The sequence below is a fragment of the Paenibacillus sp. TC-CSREp1 genome (assembly GCF_050171015.1).
Taxonomy (GTDB): Bacteria; Bacillota; Bacilli; order Paenibacillales; family Paenibacillaceae; genus Paenibacillus; species Paenibacillus silvae.
Genome location: NZ_JBNOKM010000026.1, coordinates 21059 through 47664, shown reverse-complemented (window position 1 = coordinate 47664; position 26606 = coordinate 21059). Strand labels below are relative to the sequence as shown.

At 48.4% G+C, this 26606-nt stretch carries 23 protein-coding genes; 1 reads left to right on the top strand and 22 read right to left on the bottom strand.

Annotated features, from left to right (window positions below):
• Positions 1-246: 246 nt before the first annotated feature.
• The 19 genes from ftsH to pth form a co-directional block, all read right to left on the bottom strand.
• Complete coding sequence (ftsH, locus tag ACQSGY_RS27470) at positions 247-2289, bottom strand: ATP-dependent zinc metalloprotease FtsH (RefSeq protein WP_111273266.1); 2043 nt, start codon at positions 2287-2289, stop codon at positions 247-249.
• A gap of 101 nt (positions 2290-2390) precedes the next feature.
• Positions 2391-2930 carry a hypoxanthine phosphoribosyltransferase gene (gene hpt, locus ACQSGY_RS27465; protein WP_216520627.1) on the bottom strand — a complete coding sequence of 180 codons (540 nt, stop codon included), beginning with the start codon at positions 2928-2930 and terminating at the stop codon, positions 2391-2393.
• Between the two features lie 52 nt (positions 2931-2982).
• Positions 2983-4422 (bottom strand): tRNA lysidine(34) synthetase TilS, encoded by a 1440-nt coding sequence (gene tilS / locus ACQSGY_RS27460; RefSeq protein ID WP_427181765.1) that lies wholly within the window; start codon positions 4420-4422, stop codon positions 2983-2985.
• A 44-nt stretch (positions 4423-4466) separates the two neighbouring features.
• Positions 4467-5414: a serine/threonine protein kinase gene (locus ACQSGY_RS27455; protein WP_145406570.1), complete on the bottom strand. Its 948-nt coding sequence runs from the start codon at positions 5412-5414 to the stop codon at positions 4467-4469.
• Positions 5398-6147: a VWA domain-containing protein gene (locus tag ACQSGY_RS27450; protein ID WP_427181763.1), complete on the bottom strand. Its 750-nt coding sequence runs from the start codon at positions 6145-6147 to the stop codon at positions 5398-5400. The genes ACQSGY_RS27455 and ACQSGY_RS27450 overlap by 17 nt, the downstream gene beginning before the upstream one ends.
• A 125-nt stretch (positions 6148-6272) precedes the next feature.
• A complete protein-coding gene (spoIIE, locus tag ACQSGY_RS27445) occupies positions 6273-8780 on the bottom strand; it encodes a stage II sporulation protein E (protein ID WP_427181762.1) in 2508 nt (835 codons plus the stop codon).
• Positions 8781-9302: 522 nt separating this feature from the next.
• A complete protein-coding gene (locus ACQSGY_RS27440; protein WP_110899216.1) occupies positions 9303-9827 on the bottom strand; it encodes a S1 domain-containing RNA-binding protein in 525 nt (174 codons plus the stop codon).
• A 199-nt stretch (positions 9828-10026) separates the two neighbouring features.
• A complete protein-coding gene (locus ACQSGY_RS27435) occupies positions 10027-10362 on the bottom strand; it encodes an FtsB family cell division protein (RefSeq protein ID WP_145406572.1) in 336 nt (111 codons plus the stop codon).
• Positions 10355-10945 (bottom strand): spore cortex biosynthesis protein YabQ, encoded by a 591-nt coding sequence (yabQ, locus tag ACQSGY_RS27430; RefSeq protein ID WP_145406573.1) that lies wholly within the window; start codon positions 10943-10945, stop codon positions 10355-10357. Before yabQ ends, ACQSGY_RS27435 begins: the two co-directional genes overlap by 8 nt.
• A complete protein-coding gene (gene yabP, locus ACQSGY_RS27425; RefSeq protein WP_110899219.1) occupies positions 10942-11229 on the bottom strand; it encodes a sporulation protein YabP in 288 nt (95 codons plus the stop codon). The genes yabQ and yabP overlap by 4 nt, the downstream gene beginning before the upstream one ends.
• A 169-nt stretch (positions 11230-11398) precedes the next feature.
• Positions 11399-11677: an RNA-binding S4 domain-containing protein gene (locus ACQSGY_RS27420; protein WP_056697423.1), complete on the bottom strand. Its 279-nt coding sequence runs from the start codon at positions 11675-11677 to the stop codon at positions 11399-11401.
• Entirely contained in the window at positions 11677-11949 is a 273-nt protein-coding gene (locus ACQSGY_RS27415; RefSeq protein ID WP_090924617.1) for an HU family DNA-binding protein, read from the bottom strand. Before ACQSGY_RS27415 ends, ACQSGY_RS27420 begins: the two co-directional genes overlap by 1 nt.
• Positions 11950-12285: 336 nt before the next feature.
• Complete coding sequence (mazG, locus tag ACQSGY_RS27410; RefSeq protein ID WP_427181760.1) at positions 12286-13779, bottom strand: nucleoside triphosphate pyrophosphohydrolase; 1494 nt, start codon at positions 13777-13779, stop codon at positions 12286-12288.
• Positions 13780-14113: 334 nt separating this feature from the next.
• Positions 14114-15919, bottom strand: coding sequence for a putative polysaccharide biosynthesis protein (locus tag ACQSGY_RS27405; protein WP_427181758.1), 1806 nt, complete (start codon positions 15917-15919; stop codon positions 14114-14116).
• A gap of 277 nt (positions 15920-16196) precedes the next feature.
• Positions 16197-16739: a stage V sporulation protein T gene (gene spoVT / locus ACQSGY_RS27400; RefSeq protein WP_427181757.1), complete on the bottom strand. Its 543-nt coding sequence runs from the start codon at positions 16737-16739 to the stop codon at positions 16197-16199.
• 301 nt (positions 16740-17040) lie between these two features.
• On the bottom strand, positions 17041-18195 hold the full coding sequence (locus ACQSGY_RS27395; protein ID WP_427181755.1) for a peptidylprolyl isomerase: 1155 nt from the start codon (positions 18193-18195) through the stop codon (positions 17041-17043).
• A complete protein-coding gene (gene mfd / locus ACQSGY_RS27390) occupies positions 18179-21706 on the bottom strand; it encodes a transcription-repair coupling factor (protein WP_216520642.1) in 3528 nt (1175 codons plus the stop codon). Before mfd ends, ACQSGY_RS27395 begins: the two co-directional genes overlap by 17 nt.
• Before the next feature lie 344 nt (positions 21707-22050).
• The gene (locus tag ACQSGY_RS27385; protein ID WP_111273255.1) at positions 22051-22281 is read right to left on the bottom strand and encodes an anti-sigma-F factor Fin family protein; all 231 of its coding nucleotides are present in this window, start codon (positions 22279-22281) and stop codon (positions 22051-22053) included.
• A 98-nt stretch (positions 22282-22379) separates the two neighbouring features.
• Entirely contained in the window at positions 22380-22940 is a 561-nt protein-coding gene (gene pth / locus ACQSGY_RS27380; protein ID WP_111273254.1) for an aminoacyl-tRNA hydrolase, read from the bottom strand.
• A gap of 117 nt (positions 22941-23057) precedes the next feature.
• On the opposite strand from pth, the gene ACQSGY_RS27375 reads away from it, so the two are divergent.
• A complete protein-coding gene (locus tag ACQSGY_RS27375; protein WP_110899227.1) occupies positions 23058-23258 on the top strand; it encodes a hypothetical protein in 201 nt (66 codons plus the stop codon).
• A gap of 111 nt (positions 23259-23369) precedes the next feature.
• On the opposite strand, the gene ACQSGY_RS27370 is transcribed toward ACQSGY_RS27375, so the two are convergent.
• The 3 genes from ACQSGY_RS27370 to spoVG form a co-directional block, all read right to left on the bottom strand.
• On the bottom strand, positions 23370-24323 hold the full coding sequence (locus tag ACQSGY_RS27370) for a ribose-phosphate diphosphokinase (protein WP_017691370.1): 954 nt from the start codon (positions 24321-24323) through the stop codon (positions 23370-23372).
• Between the two features lie 98 nt (positions 24324-24421).
• On the bottom strand, positions 24422-25813 hold the full coding sequence (glmU, locus tag ACQSGY_RS27365) for a bifunctional UDP-N-acetylglucosamine diphosphorylase/glucosamine-1-phosphate N-acetyltransferase GlmU (protein WP_221443994.1): 1392 nt from the start codon (positions 25811-25813) through the stop codon (positions 24422-24424).
• Between the two features lie 353 nt (positions 25814-26166).
• Entirely contained in the window at positions 26167-26451 is a 285-nt protein-coding gene (gene spoVG, locus ACQSGY_RS27360; RefSeq protein ID WP_017691372.1) for a septation regulator SpoVG, read from the bottom strand.
• Between the last annotated feature and the right edge of the window lie 155 nt (positions 26452-26606).

Below are 26606 nucleotides of genomic sequence, written 5' to 3'. Positions count from 1 at the left end.
CCTAAGTCGTTATGTTCGCTTGAGAAACGAATCACAAGCGGTTTAACAACTAATGTACACAACGTTCACGACTCTGTCAATAAATGAAAAAGGGCAGGATATCCCCTCATATCCCACTCATTCTATCCGGTTCGCCATCTAGCTCTCGATTATCCGTTTCTCCTTCAAAGGAATAATTGTTACAAAAAAAAGAGAGCCGCGAGGGCTCTCTTTCTTATTCCGGCTAATTGCCGGTTATATGACATGTTAAGATGTTGGCTTGGTGCCGCCATCATTCGGATCATTGCTGCCCTTATCTACGTCTGGAGCTTCGTTAGGAATATCTCCAGCCAGCGGCTCAGATGTTTCATCTTTGCCTTGAATACGGACACGAACATCACCGATGTTATCAATGATTGGTTCGCCACCTTCACTTGGCGTGCCTTCTCCAGAGTTGTCGCCTTCTGCTTTTGGTGTAAGGGAACCTGTTTCGATCAATTGTTTGATCTGATCCATTTCCAGTGTTTCCACCTCAAGCAATGTTTCAGCAATCAGATGCATCTCTTTGGTATGTTTGATCAGCAAAGCTTTACACTTCTCATAACATTCATTAATAAAGCGCTGCATCTCTTGGTCGATCTCATATGCGATGGAATCCGAGTAATTCTGTTCGTGACCGATATCCCGTCCAAGGAATACCTGCCCTTGTGAACTTCCGAATTGCATTGGACCCAGTTTCTCACTCATACCGTATTCCATAACCATGCTGCGCACGATACCTGTCGCTTGCTGGAAGTCACTGTATGCACCGGTACCAATCTCCCCGATAAACAATTCCTCCGCAACGCGGCCCCCAAGGAGTCCGGTTACTTTATCCAGCAGCTCTTGTTTGGTAACGAGCATACGATCTTCTTTTGGCAACATGATTACATATCCACCCGCACGTCCGCGCGGAATGATGGTCACTTTATGTACCATATCAGCATGTTCCAGGAAGTATCCTACAATGGTATGGCCTGCTTCGTGATAAGCGACAATGCGTTTCTCACGGTCACTGATAACACGGCTTTTCTTCTCCGTACCTACAATGACGCGGTCAATCGCTTCATCCACTTCACGCATCGAAATATCTCTTCTGTTACGACGGGCTGCAAGCAGTGCCGCTTCATTCAGCAAGTTCTCCAGGTCTGCACCGGAGAAACCTGTTGTACGCTTCGCAATAATATCCAGTCTCACATCTTTCGTGAGTGGTTTGTTGCGGGAATGCACTTTCAGAACAGCTTCACGGCCTTTAACATCAGGACGATCCACTGTAATCTGACGGTCAAAACGACCTGGACGCAATAACGCAGGGTCCAGAATATCTGCACGGTTCGTAGCAGCAACGATGATAATACCTTCGTTTGCTCCAAATCCGTCCATCTCAACGAGCAACTGGTTGAGGGTTTGTTCACGTTCATCGTGACCGCCGCCAAGACCAGCACCACGTTGACGTCCTACCGCATCAATCTCGTCAATGAAGATAATACATGGGGCGTTTTTCTTTGCATTTTCAAACAAGTCACGTACACGTGATGCACCGACACCGACAAACATTTCAACGAAGTCGGAACCGGAAATACTGAAGAATGGTACACCCGCTTCACCGGCTACGGCACGTGCGAGCAATGTTTTACCTGTACCCGGAGGACCTACGAGCAATACGCCCTTTGGAATCCGTGCACCAACTGCTGCGAATTTACGAGGGTCCTTGAGGAAGTCTACGACTTCGACAAGCTCCTGTTTCTCTTCATCAGCACCTGCCACATCTTCAAATGTAACCCGCTTTTTCTCTTCGTTATAGAGTCGAGCACGGCTTTTGCCAAAGTTCATTACTTTACCGCCGCCGCCTTGTGCCTGATTAAACAGGAAGAAGAACAGCAGGAACATAATGATCAAAGGAATAAAGGAGGTCAGCAGTGTTAGCCAGATGCTGTCACCTTTCATTGGTTCCTGGTGATATTCAAATTTGTTTGTTTCACTTGCAGCTACAAGCTCGTTGATTGCCTCATCCGTAGGAGGAATATACGTTGAGAAATTTTCTGATTTGGCTCCGTCAGGTGTTTGTTTGTATCGACCAGTTACGAGATACGTCTGACCGTTAAACTGAACCGTCACTTCGGAGACATTGTTGGCTTTGATCGCTGCACGCAGCTGATCATATCTAGGATTATCGGTGGCTTCACCGCCATTGCTGACGAACTGAACTATCCCCACCACAACCAAAAAAAGAATCAAATAAAAAGCAGAATTCCGGATGAACCGATTCATCCCCTACCTCCTCTCGAGACACTTTAATTATTTTAACATAGCCCGACACGGCTTCTCAATAGAAGCCATATACAGCTTCGGGCTTGGGCCCTAGCACGATATTAGCTAGTATAAATTTCTGGTTTCAGAATCCCGATATAAGGCAGGTTCCGATACTGCTCGGCATAATCTAGACCATACCCAACGATGAACGCATCTGGAATGTCAAACCCTGTGTAATGGGCTTCCAATTCCACTTTGCGACCCGATGGCTTATCAAACAGCGTAACCACACGCACCGTCTCGGCACCGCGGTTCTCCAGCAGTTCAATCAAATAGCTAAGTGTGAGTCCACTGTCGATAATATCTTCGACAATCAGAACTTCACGTCCTTCAACAGATACATCCAGATCCTTGATAATTTTGACAACACCGGATGACTTGGTAGATGCACCATAGCTGGACACAGCCATAAAATCCATCTCAACCGGTACCGTTATGTTCTTAACCAAATCAGCCATAAATATAAACGCACCTTTGAGCACGCAAATGACCAAAGGGTTCCGGTTAGCATAATCGGCACTTAGTGTTGCACCTAACTCTTTCACCTTATTCTGAATTTCTTCTTCACTGATCAATACTTCCTGAATGTCGTTCTGCAACTGTGCGAACCTCCTAAGTTATACTATGAAAGCCTTACCTGAACCATAACCACTACCCCTGAATCGCTGAATCGCCTACAGTCATGTACAGGATTGCGGAAGTGCTCTCCCTGACAGGGGCTACATCAGACCGGCGAACTCCCGGTAACCAAATGATGTTGCCCGCTCCGTCACATACCACAGGAATACATGGTCTGACAGATGGGGGAATTTTCTCATCGATGAAAATATTTTTCACCTTTTTGCTTCCGTTTAATCCCAGTACTTTCATGGTATCTCCAGGTAACCGTGAACGTACAACCAGCGGCATCAGCAGACTGTCCGCATCAAAAGCGGCTTGATCCGCCGATTCCGGTACATGATAGTTCTCGGGACTCATCGCCATAAACCGAATGTATCGGTTAATCTCGGTGAGTGAAAGCTCATAAGTTCCGCTCCATTGTGCAAGACGATACTCGTAAGATCGATCCTGTACGTCTGTCCGTATGCCAAAAGAGATGAGATCATACTCCCGCGTACAAACGAGTGTCTGTCCTATATCCAGGCTCCAGGTCGTCACATCGGTATCCATAACCTTGCGCCGAATAGTTTCAATACGGGTAAAGTCGACAAAATCACTGTCCAAAGGCAGATAATTCAATATTAGTTTAATCAACCTTCGTTGTAAAGCGACATGTAACTTCAAGAAGGAAGGCGCCTCAAAGGTCTGCCTTCCACCGTTCACCTGCACTAGACACCTGTATGTGTCAAGAGCACTCTGCTCCATGAAATCGTCTTCTTCACCCACAATTTCGGCAAGTCGATTCAGTGACGGCGTGAGTTGTCCATTATATTGCCCCAAAAAAGGCAGCACATCCAAACGAATCGCATTACGCCGATATTTGCGTTGATCATTGCTCTCATCATGAAAGTAAGTAAAACCCTGTGTAATACAAGCTTCTACAAGGTCCGTCTTGTTTATACGAAGGCATGGGCGAATAAGTTCCACATTTTTTTCACGCCGTTTGAATTTCATACCTACCAGCCCTGACAGGCCGCTCCCCCGCAACAAATGAAGCATAACCGTCTCGGCCTGATCATCAGCATGATGTGCCAAAGCAATGCTTGCAGCACCGTATTTATCAGCTACCTCATGTAAAAAAGCATAACGCCGATTACGGGCTGCCTCCTGTGGTCCTTGCCCTGTCTGCTTCATATAGGAAGGTATGTCTGCTTTGATCCATTCAAATGCAATGCCAAGCTGACTCGCCAGCTCCATCATCTGATGTGCTTCTTCATCTGATTCTTTGCGAAAGCCATGATGTACATGGGCACAGATCAGTTCAAGCGGTACATGCTGCTTGCTGATCTCGTGCATGATATGCAAAAAAGCCACCGAGTCCGGACCGCCCGATACAGCGACGACAATCCGATCCCCGGGTACCCATAACTGATGCTCTTCCGCTGCATCCAGTACGTTATTCACCAGTGTGTCCCAGCGTAAAGCCTCCATACCTTTTCCTCATTCCTTGCGTTATGTATATGCACCCTTACCGTCTAGAAGCGCAGTGCATAGATGAGTACCCCGATAAGTAAAATGACTGATAAAGCAAAGGCATTTTTCAGCCAGCGCGGTGTGCCATTTCTTGAGCGTCTGCGCATAGGTGCAGGGCGTTCCATCAATTCCTTCCACGCCTTTGCAGCAACACCTGCATCCTGAAATTGACCCCGGAGCGCTCGAATAATCCAGTGCCGGAAAGGGCCTAAACGCTCGCTTCGTTCAACCAGCCGCACGAGTTGATTAACATTTCGTAATTGCGGCAGTCCATCTGCAGCCAAAGCTTTCAACGCGTCTGCTTCCATAATATGAATCAGTAGAAGTGCAAAAGCAAACACATCATATGAAGCATCCGCAGTTCGGCTACCTGCATTCCAGTACCCTCGATCGTACCATTCCGTGAACTGTTTGACACTTCGACCAATCGAAGTAACACCGCCATAATCAATCAACTCAACATGTCCATAATCAGAGACGAGTACATTCTGAGGTTTGAGATCGCCAAACACCCAGCCGGCTTGATGTAACTGACCAAGCTTCTGTAACAGCCTTAACCCAACCAGGAGTGTCCAGTCTGTTCCTTGACGCCGAATAAAATGATGCAGCGCCTCTCCCTGAACGTAACGCATTACATAAAAGGGAATATCCCGGCCTCGAACGGCATAATCGTCCACATCTTTAAGATAGGAAGGTATGCCGCTCTGCCGAAGGGCTTCATGATTACGCTGCAACTGAAATGATTTGAGCACATTGATCTCAGACTGCAAATCGACCGGATCAAATCCCATTTTGAGTGCATAGTGCTTGCCGTTCTCTCCCCGCTGGACAAGAAACACAACCCCGTTAGCACCTCTGCCCAGCAGCTTCCGAATTGTATATCGGCTTCGATTCCATTTTCCCGTAATAACGGTTCCCGGCGGGAAAGAGGCATCAGACAACGTTGTCACCGAGCATCCCTTCTCTTTCAATGCGATAGTTCCCTTCTATTTCCTGCTGTTCCTCCAGTGTACCATATCGGTAAAAATCAATCACCTTCTGAATTGCAGGACCTGTCGGTGTCGCCCCCTTGGTCTGCAGCCGTCCAAACAAGGAACGAACACGCCCCGGATCATCGGTCCAGTCGATGTCCATAACCGCATGCTCTCCGCTGTGGCGGCCTGGAAAATGAAAAACAGAAAGCCGGCTTTTGCCTACCCGTGCCTGCAAGCTTAACATCAAATCCCGTATGCCTTCCTCTACTGCTGCCAGCTTTGGCTTCATGCTTGCACTGACATCAATGAGCAGGGAAACCTGCAAGGCTGTAGTCTCTGCCAGATTGTCCATCACTTCTACAACCTGTGAACGCTGTGCAGGCTCCAGATCAGTGACCGTTTTGGAACCTTCCCCCAAAATTTGAGTTAGCTCTCTATTAACCGCTTGCTGAATCGTTTGAACCACCGTTTTTCTTGTCATCATCTGCATCGTATGTGCTAATTGTCTTGTGCCTACAATCTGGCTGATTCCCCCTCCTGCTCTGGCAATGTCCTCAATCTCCCGACTTCCCAGCTCTCCAATGGTGCCGTAGTCAATGACACCTACAACATTAACAGTAATGCCCTCCTCCCGTGCCTCAGCTGCTGCAAGTACCGGACTTACACCCACATTGGAACAACCGTCTGTAATTAACAAAATTTGTTTCATCCGATATCCCTCCGTCATTCGTACTCTTCAACTCTATGACTAGCATTGCCAGATTGAAGAGAGTTCAAACGGATTGATCTGGATTGAGACAACTGCCTATGGACATGATCTATACGTCAGGTTAACTAACTTACAGTGCGTGGGTGCTCCATACGGCTGATGCCAGGCACTCGCAGGGTTGCCCATTCCGGGCGGAAATGCTCAACTTTGCCAACCACAACAGTCATATCATCTAAAATTTCCTGTTTCTGATACCGAATCACACTTTCGAGCAGACAATCTGCAAGTTCTTGTGGCTCATCTGTATCAATTTCCTGAATGAGGCGTTTCATCCACAGCTCTTTGTTCACTGCATATCCTGGCGCATCATAGATTCCATCAGTCATCATGATCAAAATATCACCTGGCTGCAGCTGCAGCGTGACAAGATCCACCTCTATATCTTTAATAATGCCAATCGGCAGATTGCTTGCCGAAACCTGGATAACCTCCTGTCCACGTTTGATAAAGCTCGGTGTAGAGCCAATTTTCATAAACGTTGTCTCTGCTGTGTACTCATCAATGAGTGCCATATCGACTGTAGCGTACATCTCCTCCGGAGAACGCAGCATCAGCACCGAATTGACGGATTTGATCGCCAGCTTCTCATCCATGCCTGATTGAAGCAGCTGCTCCAGAATGTTCAGTGCAGCACTGCTTTCCATGCGAGCCCGCTCCCCGTTCCCCATCCCGTCACTGAGCGCGACAGCAAACGTGCCATTACCCAGTTCTACCGTGCTGAAGCTGTCCCCTGACATCACATCGCCTCCCTTGGCCGCGGCAGCTACACCTGTTGTGACCTCGAACGTTTTTGCCGAGCCAAAGGTAACGGTTGCCAGCCCCTGGCGTGGGTCAGTCATCGTTTCATGCAGCACAGCAATATGCTCGTCCAGCACGTTAGAGATCAGCGGAGCGATCATTTTGCGGCATTCATCAAACCCCCTTGTGTATGCGTGTACAATCTCGATCTCTACATTGCCCGCTTCCAGATTGATAATTTCAATAGAATGAATGGATAATCCAAGGGACTCCAGCGCATCCCGAATCTGTTCCTCCTGCTGCACCATCTCCTCACTCTCGCGTTGAATTTCTTTGGCCAGGTCCTCCATCACCTGGGATACGCCGGATAATTGTTCGGCAACCAATTGACGACTATCAATAATCTGACGTTTCCATTGCATGTTGTGCTGATGCAGGCCATATTGGGCACGCATCACTTCAAGCACTTCCTCCGGCTTGGCACATACCCTGTTCCATTCGACCGGGATTTGTTTACCTGACATCTCCGGGTTCGCTTCAATGGAACTCATCACATCCGTCATATAGCTGTAGGTTTGAATAAATTTGGCGTCCCAGCATTGCGCACGCTTGAAGCAGCTTGCACAGGTTCCTTCAGCAACTGCATTCATGAAATGTTCCATGCCGCCTTCTTTGTGTACCGGTTCCCCTGTACCGGACATCTGATCGAAGCTGCGGGATAATTGACGGAACACTTGGGAAAAGCGAGTCACTCGCTCCGCTGTAATATCCCGAATGCGTTTAGCATATTCATGCTGGGACTTGGTGTGATCCTGCGTACCCGGTACATATTTGGAAATGGCAGCAAGCATACTCTTTGGCGTAAGCATAAACAACACAATTGCCGCACACGTTTCCCATAATGAATTCATCACATCACCCGGACCACTCAAATAGATGGATAGAATAGAGGAACCCAGCAGCATGCCTAGTGCAACCGCAGCACGTTTTCCCTCTCTAAGCATGCCTGCCAGCATACCGGCAAAAGCAAGCAGACTCATCTGATATACGGCGGACATATCGGCCAGACTTAGAATCAATCCTGTTATCACCCCTACCGACGCACCCAGGGGGGCTCCGCCCACCAGCGCAAAAACTAGAATGAGATATCGGGAGAGCATATGCTCCACCGAAAGCGACTGAATGGACCAGCCCACCGCTCCGGTCATGACCGAGGCCAGCAGAATGATCAGGCACAGGATCTCCTCGTTCTTTAGGCTGAATTTCTTTTTGCGATACGTAAAAATCGGAATGGCCTGAATGAACACAAGGGTGAGTACAAAGCTTAGCACCGAATCCATCGTCAGCATCAGCATCGCATACCAGCTGAACGAAGGACCAATCACCACGGCGAACAGCTTTACCATAAAAGTTGTCGTAAACACCATCGTTGGTGCATAAGATAATTCAGCACGATCATGAAATTGCAATCCCCGGAACAGCAGATAGAAGATTGCCATCTCGGAAGCGACAATGAGTGATACCGGAAACGGAGCGAACAGACTGCCGGCCAGCAGCGCCGCACCCACTGGAATGATGTAATCCCTGCGCATAAAAGCAATCACCGCAAAGTATGCAATAGCAAAAGGAGATAGTTCATTCAGAATCATTGCTTTACCCAGCAGAAATCCCATAAAGGTAAGCAGCAGTACCCATTTGCGCGAAGCTACCGCCTGGACAGCCTTGCGGGAACCCAGCCAGTGCTTCAGGCGTACTGACAGCTCCTCCCGAGCTGCAGCACCTCCTTTGCCTGCTTTCATTCCCGGAATTTGAATGACATTCCACTTCTCCATCATGCTCAAGGCACCCCATTCGATTGATTTGATTTCGTGTTTCGTTCTCGATGGTTCTGATTATAGATAGAATGCAAGACGTAGTTTGTCAGAATAGCTGGACGAGCTGCAAAAAGTTTACGACAAAAGAAACATTCACGGCGCGATGGTGTTAAACCCTCGGCCTTATTGTAGTTTTTCGTATTCCAGAGCAGACCTGCTCCGATCCGCATGTCTGATTTTGAACGTGAAGCTGGAAGGTGTCGCCACGATCTGAGCAGGATAACTGGGGAATGCCACGGAAACCTGTCGGTAAAAAATGGTAGACGACAAATGTTCTTATCATTCCATCTAGCGGTACGCTGGAGTGCGGAAATGATGTCATGCCTCAGCATAAAACGAATTCCTCTCCGAGGTTTCGCCGAAATCAGAATCGGAATAACAGCCTCTTCAACATTTCCTGAACATAACCCGGGGAAGCACAAAAAAACCGTCAGCCGATTGGCTAACGGTTCTGCTTATATATTTCAAATCAGGTTGGACAGATTACACACGCTTCGCGCCACGGCCGCCGCGTTTGCCCTCTGTATTCTTCTTAAGCGAAGAAATACGTTCTTCACTATCTTTCAGGAAGCGTGACATTTTATCCTCAAATGAAGGTTTGCCTGCTGCGGGCTTAAAAGAACGGCCTCCGCGGTCACGGTTAAATCCACCGCCACCACCACGACCTTGGCCACCACTTGGGCCTCCGCCGCCGAATCGTTCGCGATCTCCTCCACTGCGTTCCGGTCTAGGAGCTCTTGGGGGTCTGGATTGTGTTTGTTGCTCTACCGGTTTGTCAACAGCCTGTTTGATGGAAAGTCCGATCTTGCCGTCCTTGTCAACGTTGATAACCTTTACTGTGACTTGGTCATTCAGCTTCAGGTGGTCGTTGACATCTTTGACATAATTGTCGGCGATTTCCGAGATGTGAACGAGACCCGTGACACCTCCTGACAGATCCACAAATGCTCCAAAATGCGTGATTCCTGTCACCTTGCCCTCTAACTTGGTGCCCACTTCAATTGCCATAGAATAAAATGATCCTCCCTTAAAAATATACAACCCGATTTTTTGAATGCCAAAATCAATGCTGCGCTACTTGTAATTATACCTTATGCCATAAACCAAGGTCAACTGAGCAAGCGCCCAATGGAGAGCCTATTTTTTCCGATTTAACCGCATAAGACGTATTGAAATCAGGCCTTGCTCAGCAAAGGACCAAATTCCATTAGTTCCCTGCCCCTTCAACCTGAATTGGTGTTTCTTCAGGCAGGTAGTATCCTTTTTTTCGTGCCAGCTGTCCTATGTATTCAGGGTCCTTCAACCGGCTGACTTCATACTTCAGCTGTTCCAGCTGCTGCTTCGTATCCTGCTTGGACGTTTGCTGTTGGGCCAAATAAGAACTCTTGTCCGAAATTTGCGCATTCTGCACCAAAAAGGTATATCCCGCCCAGATCGCAAAACAGGTTACAAATGTCAACCAGATCATAAGACGTCTTCGCGCACCGGCAGACTTCCCTTGATTGGCTGGACTTTTCTTTCTGCCCACAGGTGTTCTACTCATTACCTGGACCTCCTTGAAACCAGCGTTTCCATATCGCTGCAATTCTTGTACCCGCCTGGACCATCCATCGAGGCGTTACCCAATATCTCAGGAGCGGCCTGAACATCCAGCGAAACAATTTGCCGAAAGGGATTAAACATTGCAGCACCAGTTTGCCCAGGAATATTAGTATCGCAAGCATAAAGCCGAATAATACACGTACTAATCGATATATTCCCTTCACTGGCATTACAATCAGGATGTTAAGGATATGTCCACACCACTGGATCAGTGTTCTTGCGAGTTTAATTAACATTACCACAAAACGCTGGGTTGTAACACTTAAAAGCCAAAAATAGAAGCAAACCCCGATAATCAGCCCCAAAAAGACATAAAACCGCAGCTGTCCATGGTTTCCGGCGTACAGCATCCGAAACACGAACAGCGCGGAAGCAACCCAGTACAACAGATCAAGCGTATGGATGCTCCACCTTGGAAATCGCAGCTGACCGGACAGTACCCGGTAACTGTCGTAAGCCACGCCCATCACGACTCCCGATAACAGCATCCAGGTCAGTGTGATCCACTGCGCATCCAGAATCATCGGAACATCTTGCCGAACAGGCCTTTACTGTTTTTGGACTGGGAACCGGGGTCCAGATATTGAAGCGAGCTGACCGTGCCCTCAATGGATAACAAACCTTCCTCCAGGCTCAGGTTTTTGATATGTAAATTATGCCCCCGGATGGTCAGATGCCCAAGCTCGGTCTGTAGCAGAAATTCCTCACTGTCAAAGCTCTCCACATTGGAGACTCCTGTCAAATCCAGCAGTTTCCGATTTTGCATGCTCAAATGATGCTGTTTGGCCTTCCCTCCGTGCTCAACCATGGCATGTACCCCTCCTTCTTTAGTACATAGCTTATGGATGAGTGCCAGAGAATAGAACCTCTGCCCACAGATCAATTCCTTTCTCTCTTGCTGCAGGCATAAAAAACGCCCTTCCGGTACCGGAAGGACGTTTTAAGCAGTATAAAATGAAACATGTACGGGATCGGAGCTACCAGTCCAACCCGTTATCCTTGGCAATCGGCTCTTCCTTAACCAAGGTATAGAGGCTGCTCGCCTCATCCTTCTTGGTGCTCTCGGCAAGACGCTCCACCTTCACGGTGACCAGCTTCTGACCAAACTGAACCGTCAGCTCATCGCCTACTTTAACAGCAGCGCTGGGCTTCGCTTCCCGTCCGTTCACCAGAACACGTCCTTGTTCAGAAACGTCTTTGGCTACCGTGCGGCGTTTGATCAGCCGAGATACCTTCAGGAATTTATCAAGACGCATTATTTTACAGCTTCTTTAAGTTTGTTACCTGCTTTGAATGCAGGAACAGTGGACTCAGGAATCACGATCTCATTCCCTGTTTGCGGGTTACGTCCGGTACGACCGGAGCGTTTGCGGGTTTCAAAAGTGCCAAAGCCGATCAATTGTACTTTGTCGCCGCTAGCAAGTGCATCTGTAATTTCGCCCAAAAAGCCATTCAATACGGACTCGACATCTTTCTTAGTCAAACCGCTTTTGTTAGAAATGTTGTTGATCAAGTCTGTTTTGTTCATGTTAAAAGCCTCCCAAATTGAAAAAAAAGTATCTGCGGGCCTAGCAGCCTTATGTGGGCAAAGCTAATCCTCGCACGGTTACTACACATGTATTCTGGCTTGCATGCTAAATTCCTGCCTTGGTCTGCGACTTTTTTTAGCATTTGTCGCACTATCGCAGAGATTCGTCTAAGTCCAGTACCCGAAACGTTCTCTTGTTAAACACCGCCATTGACCTGTTTTCCCATTCATTTATCAGGTTTCGCATATCGTCATGAACACATGTTCGTATAATCATAACATACGGGCTGGCTTAATTGGAATAAGAAGTTTGGATATTTTGGCAAAACGAATCCGCTACAGTCCTGCCTTTTTGGCTTGCTGCCAGAACTGCTCCATCTCTTCCACCGAGCTGTCCGCAGGGGTTTTACCCTGCTCACGCAGCCGTTCCTCGATGAATTGGAATCTGGCGACAAACTTGCGGTTGGTGGCTGCGAGTGCCTCCTCCGGGTCAGTATCAATAAAACGCGCCACGTTAGCTGTAGCAAACAGTACATCCCCGAGTTCCAGCTTGCGAGCCTCGGCATCATGTCCCTGCTGCACGGCTTCCTTCAGTTCAGAAAGCTCTTCCTCGATTTTTGCAAATACACCCTCAACATTATCCCAGTCAAAGCCAACCTTGGCCGCTTTCTTCTGGAGCTTGTAACCTTTCATAAGTGCAGGCAGATCACGCGGGATGCCATCCAGCACAGAGGCCCTCTGCACATCCTGACCTTTGCGCTTTTTCTCCTCTGCCTTCATCTGTTCCCAGTTCTGCAGCGCTTCATTCGCATCTTCGGCCTGATTATCACCAAAAACATGAGGATGACGGAAGATCAGCTTATCATTCAACCCCTCGATCACATCATACACATTAAATGTGCCAATCTCTTCTTCCATCTGGGAGTGCAGCATGATCTGCAGCAACAAGTCCCCCAGCTCCTCCTTCATATGGTCCGGGTCATCCTCATCAATAGTTTCAATGACCTCGTATGTTTCTTCAATCAGGTTTTTACGGATGGACTGATGTGTCTGCTCCTGATCCCACGGGCAGCCACCCGGGCTGCGAAGAATGTTGACGATCTCATGCAGCCGCGCAAAAGAGCGACGGCGCAGCGTATCATCTGTATTTTTAGGAACATAAATTAATGACAGATTGCCATAACCGGGGGTACGATCCAGTTCATGCAGCGGCACCTTGTGAATGACCTCCTGACCCTGCACACCAAGCGCATGGCCTACATACACGGGATAATCATCCGGGTAAACCTCCATCAGACACAGCTTCACATCCGAAGCAGTGAACACATCGTATACTTGTCCGATTAACGTGTGCAGCTGCGGCTGAACCAGTTCAGGATTCAGACTGCTGGCATCCAGCAGCTGAAAGCCTTCAATGGGGTCGAAGCCCAGCCGGATAAATGCTTCATCCAGAAAGCTCTCCCCGCCCATGATCCGCAGAGAGATCCCCTGCTGTGGGCAGCGCTCCTTCAGCAGTCTTACACTGGCTTCGGCTACCATCGGATGGCCCGGCACGGCATAGACAATCTCGGTACCCGCAGCCCCTGCGCGCGCTGCCTCGATCAATTGGCTTGCAATCTCCTCATAGACCTCCGGGAAAGAGGATTTTGACTCATAGATGGCGTCAAACGACGTCATCTCCAGCCCCTCCTGCTGCAGATCATTCAATACCGGATGATCTAATGTGCGTACATATAATGTAGCCGCATGTTTCATTTTTTTAATAATACCTAATGTGAGTTGGTCCGCATCCCCGGAACCCAGGCCTACCACTGTTAACGCTGCACTCATTGCGATTAAACCTCCATCCGAACCGCCCTGCTCGTCAATACTTACACAATGCTTATTCCCGCGGCACATTTATGCCCAATAAACATGTCCATTCCGACCGAACAGGTTGGCGCTCGATAATTACACGTATTATACCAGAATCTGTAGATATCCTATAATTTCATCTGCATCAGGGGTGTTTGGCAGACTCGACAATGTCCATTTTTTTTCATATATAAGAAGCACGCTGCTTACTGTGCTGAACGGGATATGTCCACCTGTGTGATCTTGTGCGTTGACCGCACTACTGTTCCTCAAGACAGTGCAGAAACTGGCTGCAGCTGCGATCCATGGGTTAGCGCAGTACACGCAGTCTGCGCAGCAGCCCCGCCAGACGCGGCCCCAGCTTCGGCAAGGCCGCCAGCTCCGCGGCGGTCAGCAGCCCTGTCCGGGCCGCGGCCAGCACAAACACGGCCGTGCCTGCGGCCATGCCCAGCAGGCTCACGCCCATCGCAGCCAGCCGATGCGTGGCAGCGATGCCCACGCCGCCGAGCACCGCTTCGGCGGCCCAGGCCATGCCCAGCGCCGCTAGGCTCATGGCGGCGATCACCAGCGCCGGCTTCGCCAGGACGGCGCCAGGGGCAGGGCGCATGGCGGTAAGCCGCGCCAGCAGCGCCACATTCAGGCCAGCCGCCAGCATATAGGCGGCTGCGCCCGCAATCGCCGCGCCGCTGATGCCCAGCGCCGGCACAAGCATGACATTCAGCAGCACCTTGACGCCTGCGGCTGTCAGCATGCTGAACGCGGGAGCGCGCACGGCGCCGAGGCCCTGCAGCAGCGCCGCCGCGATAATGCTGACGGTGCTGCCCGCTGCCGTCAGCGCCATGTACCGCAATGCTTCGGTGCCTGCGGCATCCCCGTACAGCATGCGGTTAATCGGATCAGCCAGCACCGCAAGACCTGCGGATGCCGCCAGACCGATAAGCCAGAACCAGCGGAGCGCAACGCCTGCTTGCTGCCTGACGGCTTCCGGCCCGCCCTTCAGACGTGCTTCGGCCATCGCCGGAATAAACAGCACCGAGAGTGACGTAGCCAGCATCGTCACCAGCTGCACCAGCGGCAAGCCGCGGTTGTAAATGCCGAACGATACCATCGTCTGCACTTCATCCAACCCTTCACCCTGCAGCAAACGCGGGACCGTGAACGTATCCACCAGATTCATCAACGGCACGGCGAGTGAGCCAAGACAGACCGGAATGGCATAGATCAGCAATGTGCGTATCCATTCTGCGGTGGTACGCCTAGGCTCCAGAGCTTGTCCATCGGCTTCTGCCACAGCAGCATTGTGTACCGCCGCCTTTTTATCTGCCTTGTTCCTTCTTCCAGCATATCGGGGACCATCTTGCAAAGCTCCCTCGAACTGTCCCGTCTTTCCCTTATCCTTCAGTCGCTCTGGACTTGCATACAACGCTTCTTCAACCACCATACGCTCAGCATGCTCTGTCCGCTCTGTTCTTCGATGCCAGTATACGAATGCTAACATCACGGCAAGTCCAGCGCATCCGCCCGCCACCGAGCCCAGCATGGCTCCTGCGGCGACCGTTTCGAACGAAGCCTCCTGATGAATCAGCCATAACAGTACAACGATCATAACCGTAACCCGCACCGTTTGTTCGACCACCTGAGATATCGCTGTGGGCATCATCTGCTGCATACCTTGAAAATATCCGCGCAAACCTGTCATCAGCGGCACACATAACAGCGCCAGGGACGCAGCGCGAATCGACGGAATAACATGCTGATTGCCGATCAGTGTTGCACTCCATGGCGCGCTGGCATACATCACAATCGCTGTAATGATACCGAATCCTGCGAGCAGCAGCGAAGATATTCGGATAATTCTACGGCTCTCTGCCAACTGGCCCAGCGCTTGCTGCTCTGCTACAAACTTGGACACAGCCAGCGGTAGCCCTGCAGCAGCAAGCGTAATGATAAGCATATATAACGGATAGACCGTGTTGTAGATGCCAAAAACACCGTCTCCCCCTAGATTTTGCAATGGAATCTTCTGAAAAGCACCGATGATTTTGGAGATGATGGCGGCAAGCCCTAGAATAAACGCTCCCTGGAGCAGCCTTGTACCTGAAGATGACTGTTTCATAACTTTCTGGTTCCTCCTGTGTGCACCCTGACATTCAACAAAGGGAGCATAAAGCTCCCTTTGCTATTATACCTGCCAGAAGGCACACACACGAACATCATTTGATTCCAACAACTTGTAATCAGATCATAGCCTCTTCCTATCTACCCCAGATAACAGCGATTGGAAGGTTACTGTGTCATCGGAGTACTTGTGTAAACACCTGTAGTTCAACTTATATGTAAAAAGCAAAAACTCCCGTATGCCCGGTACAGGCTCACAGGAGTTCAGCTGCTGTCTATTGTTCCATTTGCTTGCCAAGGAAACCTGCAGCGGTCTCAGCCATTTTGGTTTCCATCTGAGACATCTTCACGGATTCATCCTTATTGTACAGGATGACCGTTCCAATCGGATCGCCTCCGGAAATAATCGGTGCAATAACAAACGAGGATAACGTCTCGTCATGATCTTTGCTAATCTCATAGGTACCGCTTGTTGCTTCAATCATCGTTTTGCGGTTTTCCATGCAGTTTTCTACAAGGCTGCCAACCTGCTTGTCCAAATATTCTTTCTTGGAGCCGCCTGCCACTGTGATTATGGTATCCCGGTCAGAAATCATCGTAACGTGACCTGTACTCTCATATAACGATTCTGCATATTCTTTGGCGAAATCGCCTAGCTCGCCGATCGGTGAATATTTTTTTAATATAACTTCACCATCCCGATCCACGAAAATCTCAAGCGGATCTCCTTCACGAATACGTAACGTACGACGGATCTCTTTTGGAATGACCACACGACCCAGGTCATCTATACGGCGGACAATACCAGTAGCTTTCATTTTACATGTTGCCCCACTTTCTCGAGAAGATTTTTCAACTACTGTTCCTTAATGGGTAGAGGAAAGTCCCAGAACGTTTAGTGTGATTTCTTGACCATAGTATTCATCTGTTCCCAAGTCCTTATACATGCTTTAAGGAATATCGTTAATAATCTTTTGCAAAAAAAGAAAACGAAGCACAGAAAGAACCTTGTCGTTCTTTCTGTGCTTCGTTAAGAGCTTGTCCTGTATAACGTGCCATAATTCGCTCTGTCAGGTCTTCAGAGCTTCCCTGAAGCGCACCGCTTGGCAGCATTATAATTTATTTACTGCTTGTACCCTCTTCGGTTTTCGAATCCGTAGTTGTACCTGTTCCTTGATCTGTCTTCGCGTCGGTACCTTTGGAATCTGTTTTGGATTCGTCCGTTTTGGTTCCCTCTGTTCCTGTACCTGTTCCTGTCGTACCTTCCGTACCGCTTGTGCCTTCCTCTTTCTTCTCGGTTTTAGGAAGCTTCACTTCTTTGATGATTTTTTCCAGATCTTTTTGCATGAATGTATCGATTTCAGCTGCAGCCAGCTGGCTTTTCAGTGTTTCTTTCTGTTCAGCCGTCAATTTGGCGTAATCTGCTTCCGTACGAGCTTCCACCTTCATGATGTGGTAACCGTACTCCGTTTCAACCGGATCACTAATCTTGTTCAGTGGCAATGTTTTGGCTGCTTCCTTGAATGCCTCTACCCAAGTGGAAACCGGCGTATTTTCGTACAGTCCGCCTTTTTCAGCAGATCCTGGATCCTCAGAGTATTTTTTTGCAATTTCAGCAAAGTCCGCTCCGCCATCCAATTTTGCTTTTACTTCTTTTGCAATTTTCAAAGCGTCTTCTTTCTTACGCTCTTTTTGTGTTTTAGGGTCAGTAAAGTTAATCAACACATGACGTACAGATGCCGTTGTGAACTGATCTTTGTTTTTCTCAAACTCAGCCTTCAGCGCATCTTCGGTTACGCCAGTCTCTTTATCCTTGATGACCGTCATAATACGAGTCATATAGTCTTTAATGTTCTGATCTGTCAAGTTTTGAGCTTTCAACATCTCAGTCCATTGATCTTCCTTAACAGAAGCTTTCATTTTGTCGAATTGCTCGGTTGCTGTTTTCGCACCTGCTGTTTTTGCTTCCTCACTCGCTTTGCCACTCAAATATTCATAAGCAACTTCCTGTTTAACCAGGTATTCCTTGAAATCATCCATATCCATCATTTGTGCATATTCAGGATAGAGGAACTTCATGACACGCTGCTCCAGGTCGAATTCATTCGCTGTGATCGTGCCACCATCATATGTTGCTACGACAGCACTGGTATCCTTTGATTCCGGTGCTTTCGCTTCTTCCTTCTTGCCGCATGCAGCAAGCAAGGACAGGGACAGTACTGCCACCAAACCTACGGACAGCACTTTTCCCACTTTTTTATACTTTGCTAACATCTTTTAGTTCCCCCTTTGATTTAAAAGCAGTCTTCATGGACTCCAGAAATTTCTCTACCAGCTCCATCAGTTGCTTATCCCCAAGCCCCTTGCCTTTGACATGAATCAGCATTTGGGGTCCTTGTTCAAATTGTACACGTCTTTCGAACTGATTTCCAATGTGTGAGATTTTTGAGAGCTCAAAGGCATTTTCACGCCCCTCATAGAACTTCAATGTAAGGTCATGCCCGCGCTGTGTAATCGACTCAATTCCGTAGATTTTGCCGTACACTTTGAGGCGCGCCACGGCCATCAGGTTAATGACAGCCTCTGGCAGATCACCGAAGCGGTCAACCAGCTCATCTTCCAGCTCCATTGCATCGTCGAAGGAAGAGATGACGGCTACCTTTTTATAAATCTCGATCTTCTGAATACTGTCATAAATATAGTCAGATGGCAAGTAGGCATCCATGCTGAGATCCAGCGTGGTATTCCACTGATCCGAAGGCACCGGCTCTTCACCCAGCATGGTAACTTTACGTTTGTTGATCTCTTCAGCGAGCATCTGTGAATACAGATCGAACCCGACGGAAGCAATGAATCCATGCTGCTCCGCTCCAAGCAGGTTACCTGCGCCACGAATGGACAAGTCACGCATCGCAATTTTGAAGCCTGAACCCAGCTCAGTGAATTCTTTGATGGATTGCAGACGCTTCTCTGCCACTTCGGTCAGCACTTTATCCCGCTGGTACGTGAAATACGCATAGGCAATCCGGTTGGACCGACCTACCCTTCCGCGCAGCTGGTAAAGCTGTGACAGTCCCATTTTATCCGCATCATGCACAATTAATGTATTTACATTCGGAATATCTACACCTGTCTCGATGATGCTGGTGCTCACCAGTACATCATACTCTCCGTCCAGGAAGTCGAGGATCGTCTTCTCCAGCTCCGTTTCGGTCATCTGACCATGCCCTACGCCCACCTTGGCTTCCGGCACCAGCTCCGAAATTTCCGCAGCCATCTCCTGGATTCCCTGAACGCGGTTATAGAGATAGTACACCTGGCCGCCACGTGCAAGCTCACGCTCGATCGCTTCACGAACCAGCGCCTGGCTGTGTTCTACTACATACGTTTGAACAGGGAAACGATTCTCTGGCGGTGTTTCGATAACAGACAAGTCACGCACACCCAGCATCGACATGTGCAGCGTACGCGGGATCGGCGTCGCTGTAAGGGTCAGCACGTCCACGTTGGTTTTGAGCTTTTTCAGTTTCTCCTTATGGGTTACACCGAAACGCTGTTCTTCATCGACAATGAGCAGTCCGAGATCTTTAAATACCAGATCCTGTGACAGCAAACGATGCGTACCGATAACAATATCAACTGTACCGGATTTAATGCCCTTTGCTGTCTCATTTTGTTCCTTGCGGGAACGGAATCGACTAAGAACATGAATGTTGAACGGATAACCCGAGAAACGCTCGCGGAACGTCTCATAGTGCTGCTGGGCCAGAATCGTGGTCGGAACAAGCACCGCCACCTGTTTTCCCTCGATCGCCGCTTTGAACGCAGCCCGAATAGCTACTTCCGTTTTGCCGTAACCAACGTCTCCACACAATAAACGATCCATTGGACGGTTTTGTTCCATATCTTTTTTGATTTCCTCAATCGCACGCATCTGATCCCGTGTCTCATCGTAAGGGAACATGTCTTCAAATTCCTGCTGCTCAGCAGAGTCCTTGTCGAAGCCGTATCCTTTGGATGTTTGACGTTCAGCGTACAGCTTGATCAGATCATCAGCGATATCCTGAACGGAGGAACGAACTTTATTTTTAACCCGTGTCCACTCGTTACCGCCCAGCTTGTATATCTTCGGCTCCTTCTCTTCGGAACCCACATACTTCTGAATTAGATCAATCTGCTCAATAGGAACAGACAACTTGTCGCCGCCTGCATACAGAATGTGCATGTAGTCCTTGTGGATGCCAGCGACTTCAAGTGTACCGATCCCGAGATATTTACCAATCCCGTGATTCTGGTGAACGACATAATCGCCCACTTTCAGCTCACTATAGGACTTAATGCGCTCGGCATTGTCGATGTTTCGAATCGGCTTGCGGGCTTTACGCTGCTTCTGCGAGAACATCTCGCCTTCCGTAATGACCGCCAAATGAATGGACGGCATCTCGAAACCGGTCTGCAAGTTGCCATTCAGCATCTCTGGCTCAGGGATGTCGTAATCCTGCAGCACACGGCGCATCCGATCCATACGCTCCTCGCCATTAGCCAGCATCAGCACCTGAACGCCTGCCTTCTGCCAGCGTTCCATCTCTGCCTTCAGCACGTTCATCTGCCCGTGGAAATCCTGCATGCCGCGGCTAATAAAGTTCAGAATGTTCTGAGGCTGCGTATGTGGTACCTGACGCAAGAAGATCGACATAAATATGGTCTGGAACGAACGCTCATAGAGCAGCTCGTCCCCATCTGCCGACAACGGCAGATCAGGCAGTGTTTTACCATTTTGCATCAGATGCAGGTTCCACTCCGATTCGTCCCTGTCCAGTTGTTTCGAGGTTTCCGACAATCTCGCCGGCTCATCCATCACCAGTATTGTATCTTCTGGCATATAGTCATAAATCGTTTTATTTTCTGGATAAAGCGGGGAGATGTATTTGTACATTTCCGAAAAATAGACATGCTGACGCAGCAGCTCAATCTCCCGGTGCATCTCTTCCCGCAGCCGCAGCTTGGCCTGACGATCCGTCATTTTCTCCAGCTGCTGCTCCAGCAGAATTGCCGCCGTGTCGGCTGCTTTCTCCATACGCTCCCGATCTGCAATCAATTCCTTGCACGGCAGCACGGTAATCTCTTCTATCCGTTCAATCGAACGCTGATCTGCCGGATCAAACGTACGGATTGAATCAATCTCGTCGTCAAATAACTCCACCCGATATGCAATCGATGAAGTCACTGGATAAAAGTCAATAATTCCTCCACGAACGCTCATCTCCCCGCGAGATTCAACGCGTTCCACACGCTCATATCCCAGCGTCACCATCTCCAGCAGAAATGAATCCAGCTGAAGTGTGTTGCCCTGTTTGATCTCAATGTGAGCTTTCGCCATAACTTCCGGCAGTGGAACATAACGTCTTACCCCGGAAAAAGGAATGACAACAATGCCCCTGAACCCTTGGGCACAGCGGACCAATACCTCTATACGTTGAGCAAGCGTCTCCGGGCTTGATACGGCTGCCTCAGCGGCAACAAGTTCATTGGCCGGATAGATTAACACCTGCTCAGGTGAAAGCGCTTCCTGCAAATCTTCTGCAATCTTTTGTGCGGAAAACATATTATGTGTCACGACGAGCAGTGGACGGTCCATTTCCTGATGTAGTGCTGCCAGCATAATCTGACGAGCCGAACCGGATAGGCCGGAAACCAACTGCTCCTTCATGCCGGATTTAACCCCGGCCGTAATGGACGTAAAGTCCGGGTCTTTGGAAAAAGCCTGTATGAGTGCTTGTAACAAAAGGGGCACCTCTCTTATAACTTTCTTGAATATTGCACATATCTGTGCAGCATTTTGATGGTCATCAACGTTTTTTATAATTGGATAGTTATTCCTTTTTGTCCTGTTTCATCATAAAGCATTACTCGGAACATTGCCACATCTGTTCATATGGCTTACCTTGGAATTCAACTTCGAGCAGGGTGACTGAATCAGCCCCTGATTTTGTTCCAACTGAAAAGAAGCCTCAGCAGGCTGCCAAGGCTATAAAAGGCGGGCCGCAATCATATTGCGGCCTTCCCATCTGTCATTTGTTCAATGTACATTCATTGGTAACGTACTTCAACCATCTCTACCTGCGTTGTCTATTGAAGCGGACTAGCAAGCAGGCTTAGCTCGGGGTTATGCTCCAGCGCTTCCTTACAATAATCACATGTAATGCGAACGGTCACATCACCACCGGAATTATACGCTATTATATCCCTCCGCTCGTCGGGGGTCAAGAAATGAAAACCGAGCTGTGCTTCTGTAATTTTAGCCGAATCAATCTGTCCAATAAAAGTACGGCAATGCCGACATACATAATTCACTGACATAGTTATGCCTCCTGAACATGGTTTATACATCCAGTATGTCCAGATTGTCTGAATTGAAGTCGTCATTTTGATCTTTTTTCCAGCCGTACTGGATTATATTAACCGTTGAATTTGGCCATCGTATGTTCAAACGTATTTGTCAGGCTGTACTCGAGCGCATCACATGTCTGCTCAATCGTTTGCTCCAGCGCTTCTTTTTCTTTTTTCATAAATGTAGACAGCACATAATCCACAATGGCATGTCCCGGATCAGGCCTTGATATCCCCATGCGAACCCGGTTAAACTGCTGTGTACCTGTATGCTGAATAATGGACTTGATCCCATTATGTCCACCTGCGCTGCCCTGATAACGCAAACGCACCTTGCCAATCTCGGTATCCATATCATCGTACACAACGATCAGATCTTCCAGGCTCACTTTATAAAAATCCATATAAGCCCTTACGGATTCACCGGAAAGGTTCATATAAGTCATCGGTTTGATCAGCACCGTTTTGACGCCACCAATGTTGCCCTCTCCGATAAGAGCTTTACATTTATTTTGCGTAACAGAGATGTTATGGCGTTCTGCAAAACGATCGAGTGCCATAAAACCGATATTATGCCGCGTTTTGGCATAGTTCGATCCTGGATTCCCAAGTCCGACAATCCACTTCATCGTATTCCCTCCTTCGGGTTAGCCTGAGGCGAGGCATAGACTTCGAATGTTATATTTCATATAATATCAGGAAAGCACATATCGAACATTTTATCCACCTAGGAAGGTGAGCGGGTTTTGCGCGAAGATAACGGACAACTGACTCAACATAGTGACTTTATTTATCATCTGGAGCATCACGTGCCTGTACAGGTATATGACCGTGACACCCATATCGAGATTGGTTTAATTACTCGTTTCGATAGTCAATTTGTCGAAATTGCCGATACACTTTTTCACAGACGCCGCTTCCGCTTTATTTCCCGTCCGGGATATTAATGCACGTTGGCACCCTTTGTTCATCCTAATTAAAAAAACGGCACGCCGACAGGGGTTACATTTTCCGTTCAACCGGAAGACGTAACCCCTCTACTACTTTATGCAGACATCTTATTCAATTTCAAACAGCTTGCTGATGGACAATTCCTCATGAACACGGATAATCGCTTCCCCAAGCAATGGCGCTACAGACAACACTTTGAGCTTGCTTGTCGGATTGGCATGTGTAATTGGAATCGTATCTGTTACGATGACTTCCTTCAGTGGTGCATTCTCCAGACGCTCCATTGCAGGACCGGACAATACCGGGTGAGTACAGCATGCATATACTTCCTTCACGCCGCCTTCCATCAAAGCATTGGCTCCAAGAACAATCGTTCCGGCCGTATCAATGATGTCATCGATCAGAATGGCTGTTTTGCCTTCGATGTTACCGATAATGTTCATGACTTCACTGACGTTCGGCTCAGGACGGCGTTTGTCAATAATTGCGAGCGGTGCATTCAGGAAATCAGCCAGCTTCCGCGCACGCACGACACCACCGTGGTCAGGTGACACGACAACCGGGTTTTCAATCTGTTTCGAGCGGAAATATTGTGCCAGAATCGGCACACCAAGCAAATGGTCAACCGGAATATCGAAAAATCCTTGAATCTGCATGGCATGCAGGTCCATTGCGATCACACGTGTTGCTCCTGCTTTTTCAATCAGATTAGCAACCAACTTCGCCGTAATCGGATCACGTGAACGTGCTTTACGATCTTGACGTGCATAGCCGTAATACGGGATTACAACGTTAATGGTCTTGGCCGATGCACGTTTCAATGCATCAATCATAACCAGCATTTCCATCAGGTTATCATTAACCGGCAAGCAAGTGGACTGTACGATATATACGTGACAGCCGCGAACACTCTCGGAGAGTTTCACTTGAATCTCGCCATCGCTAAAGCTGGTTGTATGAGATTCACCCATAGGAATCCCGATATAATCCGCAATTTGATGGGCAAGCTTGGGGTTAGAATTGCAAGTAAATATTTTTAGTTTCGAGTCAAAATAAGTCATAAAATAAAAACCCTCCGTGCTGGTTCATTGGAATCTATAAGCGTCTGCGACATGTCGGCACCTCCCGTATTCCGGGAGGTGATGGTTATCAAAACCCTTTATTCGGGTTTAGCGTTCTGTTTCTTGGCTTTGGCACGTCCGCGAATTTTCTCCGCGTAACCGGCCTTGTTCTCCTGACGTGCACGAGCAATCGCCAAATCATTCTCAGGAACATTATGTGTAACCGTGGAGCCCGCAACAACATATGCACCTTTACCAACGGTGATCGGTGCAATCAGATTGACATTGCTGCCTACAAAGGCATTATCTTCAATCGTTGTCACAGCTTTATTATAACCATCATAATTGACCGTTATTGCTCCGCAACCTACATTTACGTTTTTGCCTACCTGTGCATCCCCGATATAACTCAGATGGGACACTTTTGAGCCTTCATCAATTGTAGCATTTTTCACTTCGACAAAGTCACCAATTTTTACGTTTCGGCCTAATTTCGTGCCTGGACGCAAATTAGCAAATGGACCTACCGTTGCATCTGGACCAATCTCTGCCTTGGACACCACGGAATGTTTGATAGCCGCGCCGTCTTGTATAATGCTGTCTTCAATATCCGCATGTGGGCCAATATGGCAGGCTTCACCGATCGATGTAGTGCCTTTAAGAACGGTTCCCGGATACAATACTGTATCTGATCCAATGGTAACATCTGCTCCGATATATGTCGATGACGGATCGATGATTGTTACACCATTCAGCATGTGACGCACTGCCAGACGTTCACGCATATATGCTTCTGCTTGTGATAGTGCAAGTCTGTCGTTAACACCGATGGATTCTGAAATATCATCAGACATATACGCCTCAACAACTTCGCCTTCATTCTTGAAGATGCCGATTACGTCTGTCAGATAATATTCGCCCTGAGCATTCTCGTTCGTTACCTTCTCCAGTGCTGCGAACAGCTTGGCGTTATCGAAGCAATACGTACCTGTATTAATTTCCTTAACTGCATCCTCCTGGGGCGTGCAGTCTTTCTGCTCTACGATCCGCTGAACGGAACCGTCTTCTCCGCGGATGACACGTCCATATCCCTTGGGATTATCAAGTTCAGCCGTCAGCACTGTTGCAGCTGCTCCATTTTCCTCATGCAGCTTCATCAGACCTTCCAGCGTTTCGCTTGTCACGAGCGGAGTATCGCCACAAACCACAATAGTTGATCCACTTTCATTGCCCAGCAGCGATTTTACCTGCTTCACGGCATGTCCCGTACCGAGCTGTTCTGCCTGAAGCGCGTACTCTGCTCTGGAACCTAAAAATGACTGCACCGCTTCGGCCCCATGTCCGACAACGACCACACTGCGTTCCACGCCTGCGTGAAGTGCTGCATCCAGCACATGTCCGACCATAGGTTTACCGCATACGGGATGCAGCACTTTGTACAATTTGGATTTCATTCGTTTGCCCTGACCTGCGGCCAGAACAATTGCCATGCGTTTCAAAATTAACGACCTCCTGTTCTGAATCCCCTTGGTTTCTGTACCTTGTTGTCTCCAAGTGAGTATCGTTCAGCCGGCTTCAAGCCGGTTTTGTTCATCGCCTGCTGACGCTGTAATCACGCGTAACAACGCAGTCGCGAGCAGCTCGCAACCTCTATCGTACGCCGTGTGCCCTGCGGGCTTAACTGAATTCCAACGATTCCTGAGATGCCGCTCTGCAACCAAACGCAATATGCGCTCTGGTCCTCTTTTGAATAAACTCAATACTGAATATATCTTATTCCGGTCAAAAAGAAAAGAGAGCCATAAGACATGGCTCTCTTTTCCTTCGAACCCCAATAATGTTCTCAGGCACCTTCTTCAATGACTTCTTCCTCAGTCGCTGCTCGATCATACTCAGTTAATACTGCTGCCTGAATCTTCTCACGCGTACCGGAAGAGATCGGGTGGGCGATATCACGGAACTCTCCGTCAGGAGTCCGCTTGCTCGGCATTGCAACAAACATTCCGTTGTTACCATCGATGACACGAATGTCATGTACGACAAATTCATTATCGATGGTAATGGATGCGATAGCCTTCATTCTCCCTTCCGAGTTAACGCGGCGGAGTCTGACATCCGTAATTTGCATGTGTGTGTTCACCACCTTTTTCCATCAGAACTTGGTGTATAATTCCACACAGCATATACGAACTCCTTCTTTTTATGACCATAAAAATATCCTAATATCAGGAATTTTTTTATTTAATACACAATTCGACAACGTTAGTGCCAGGTCGATGGAAA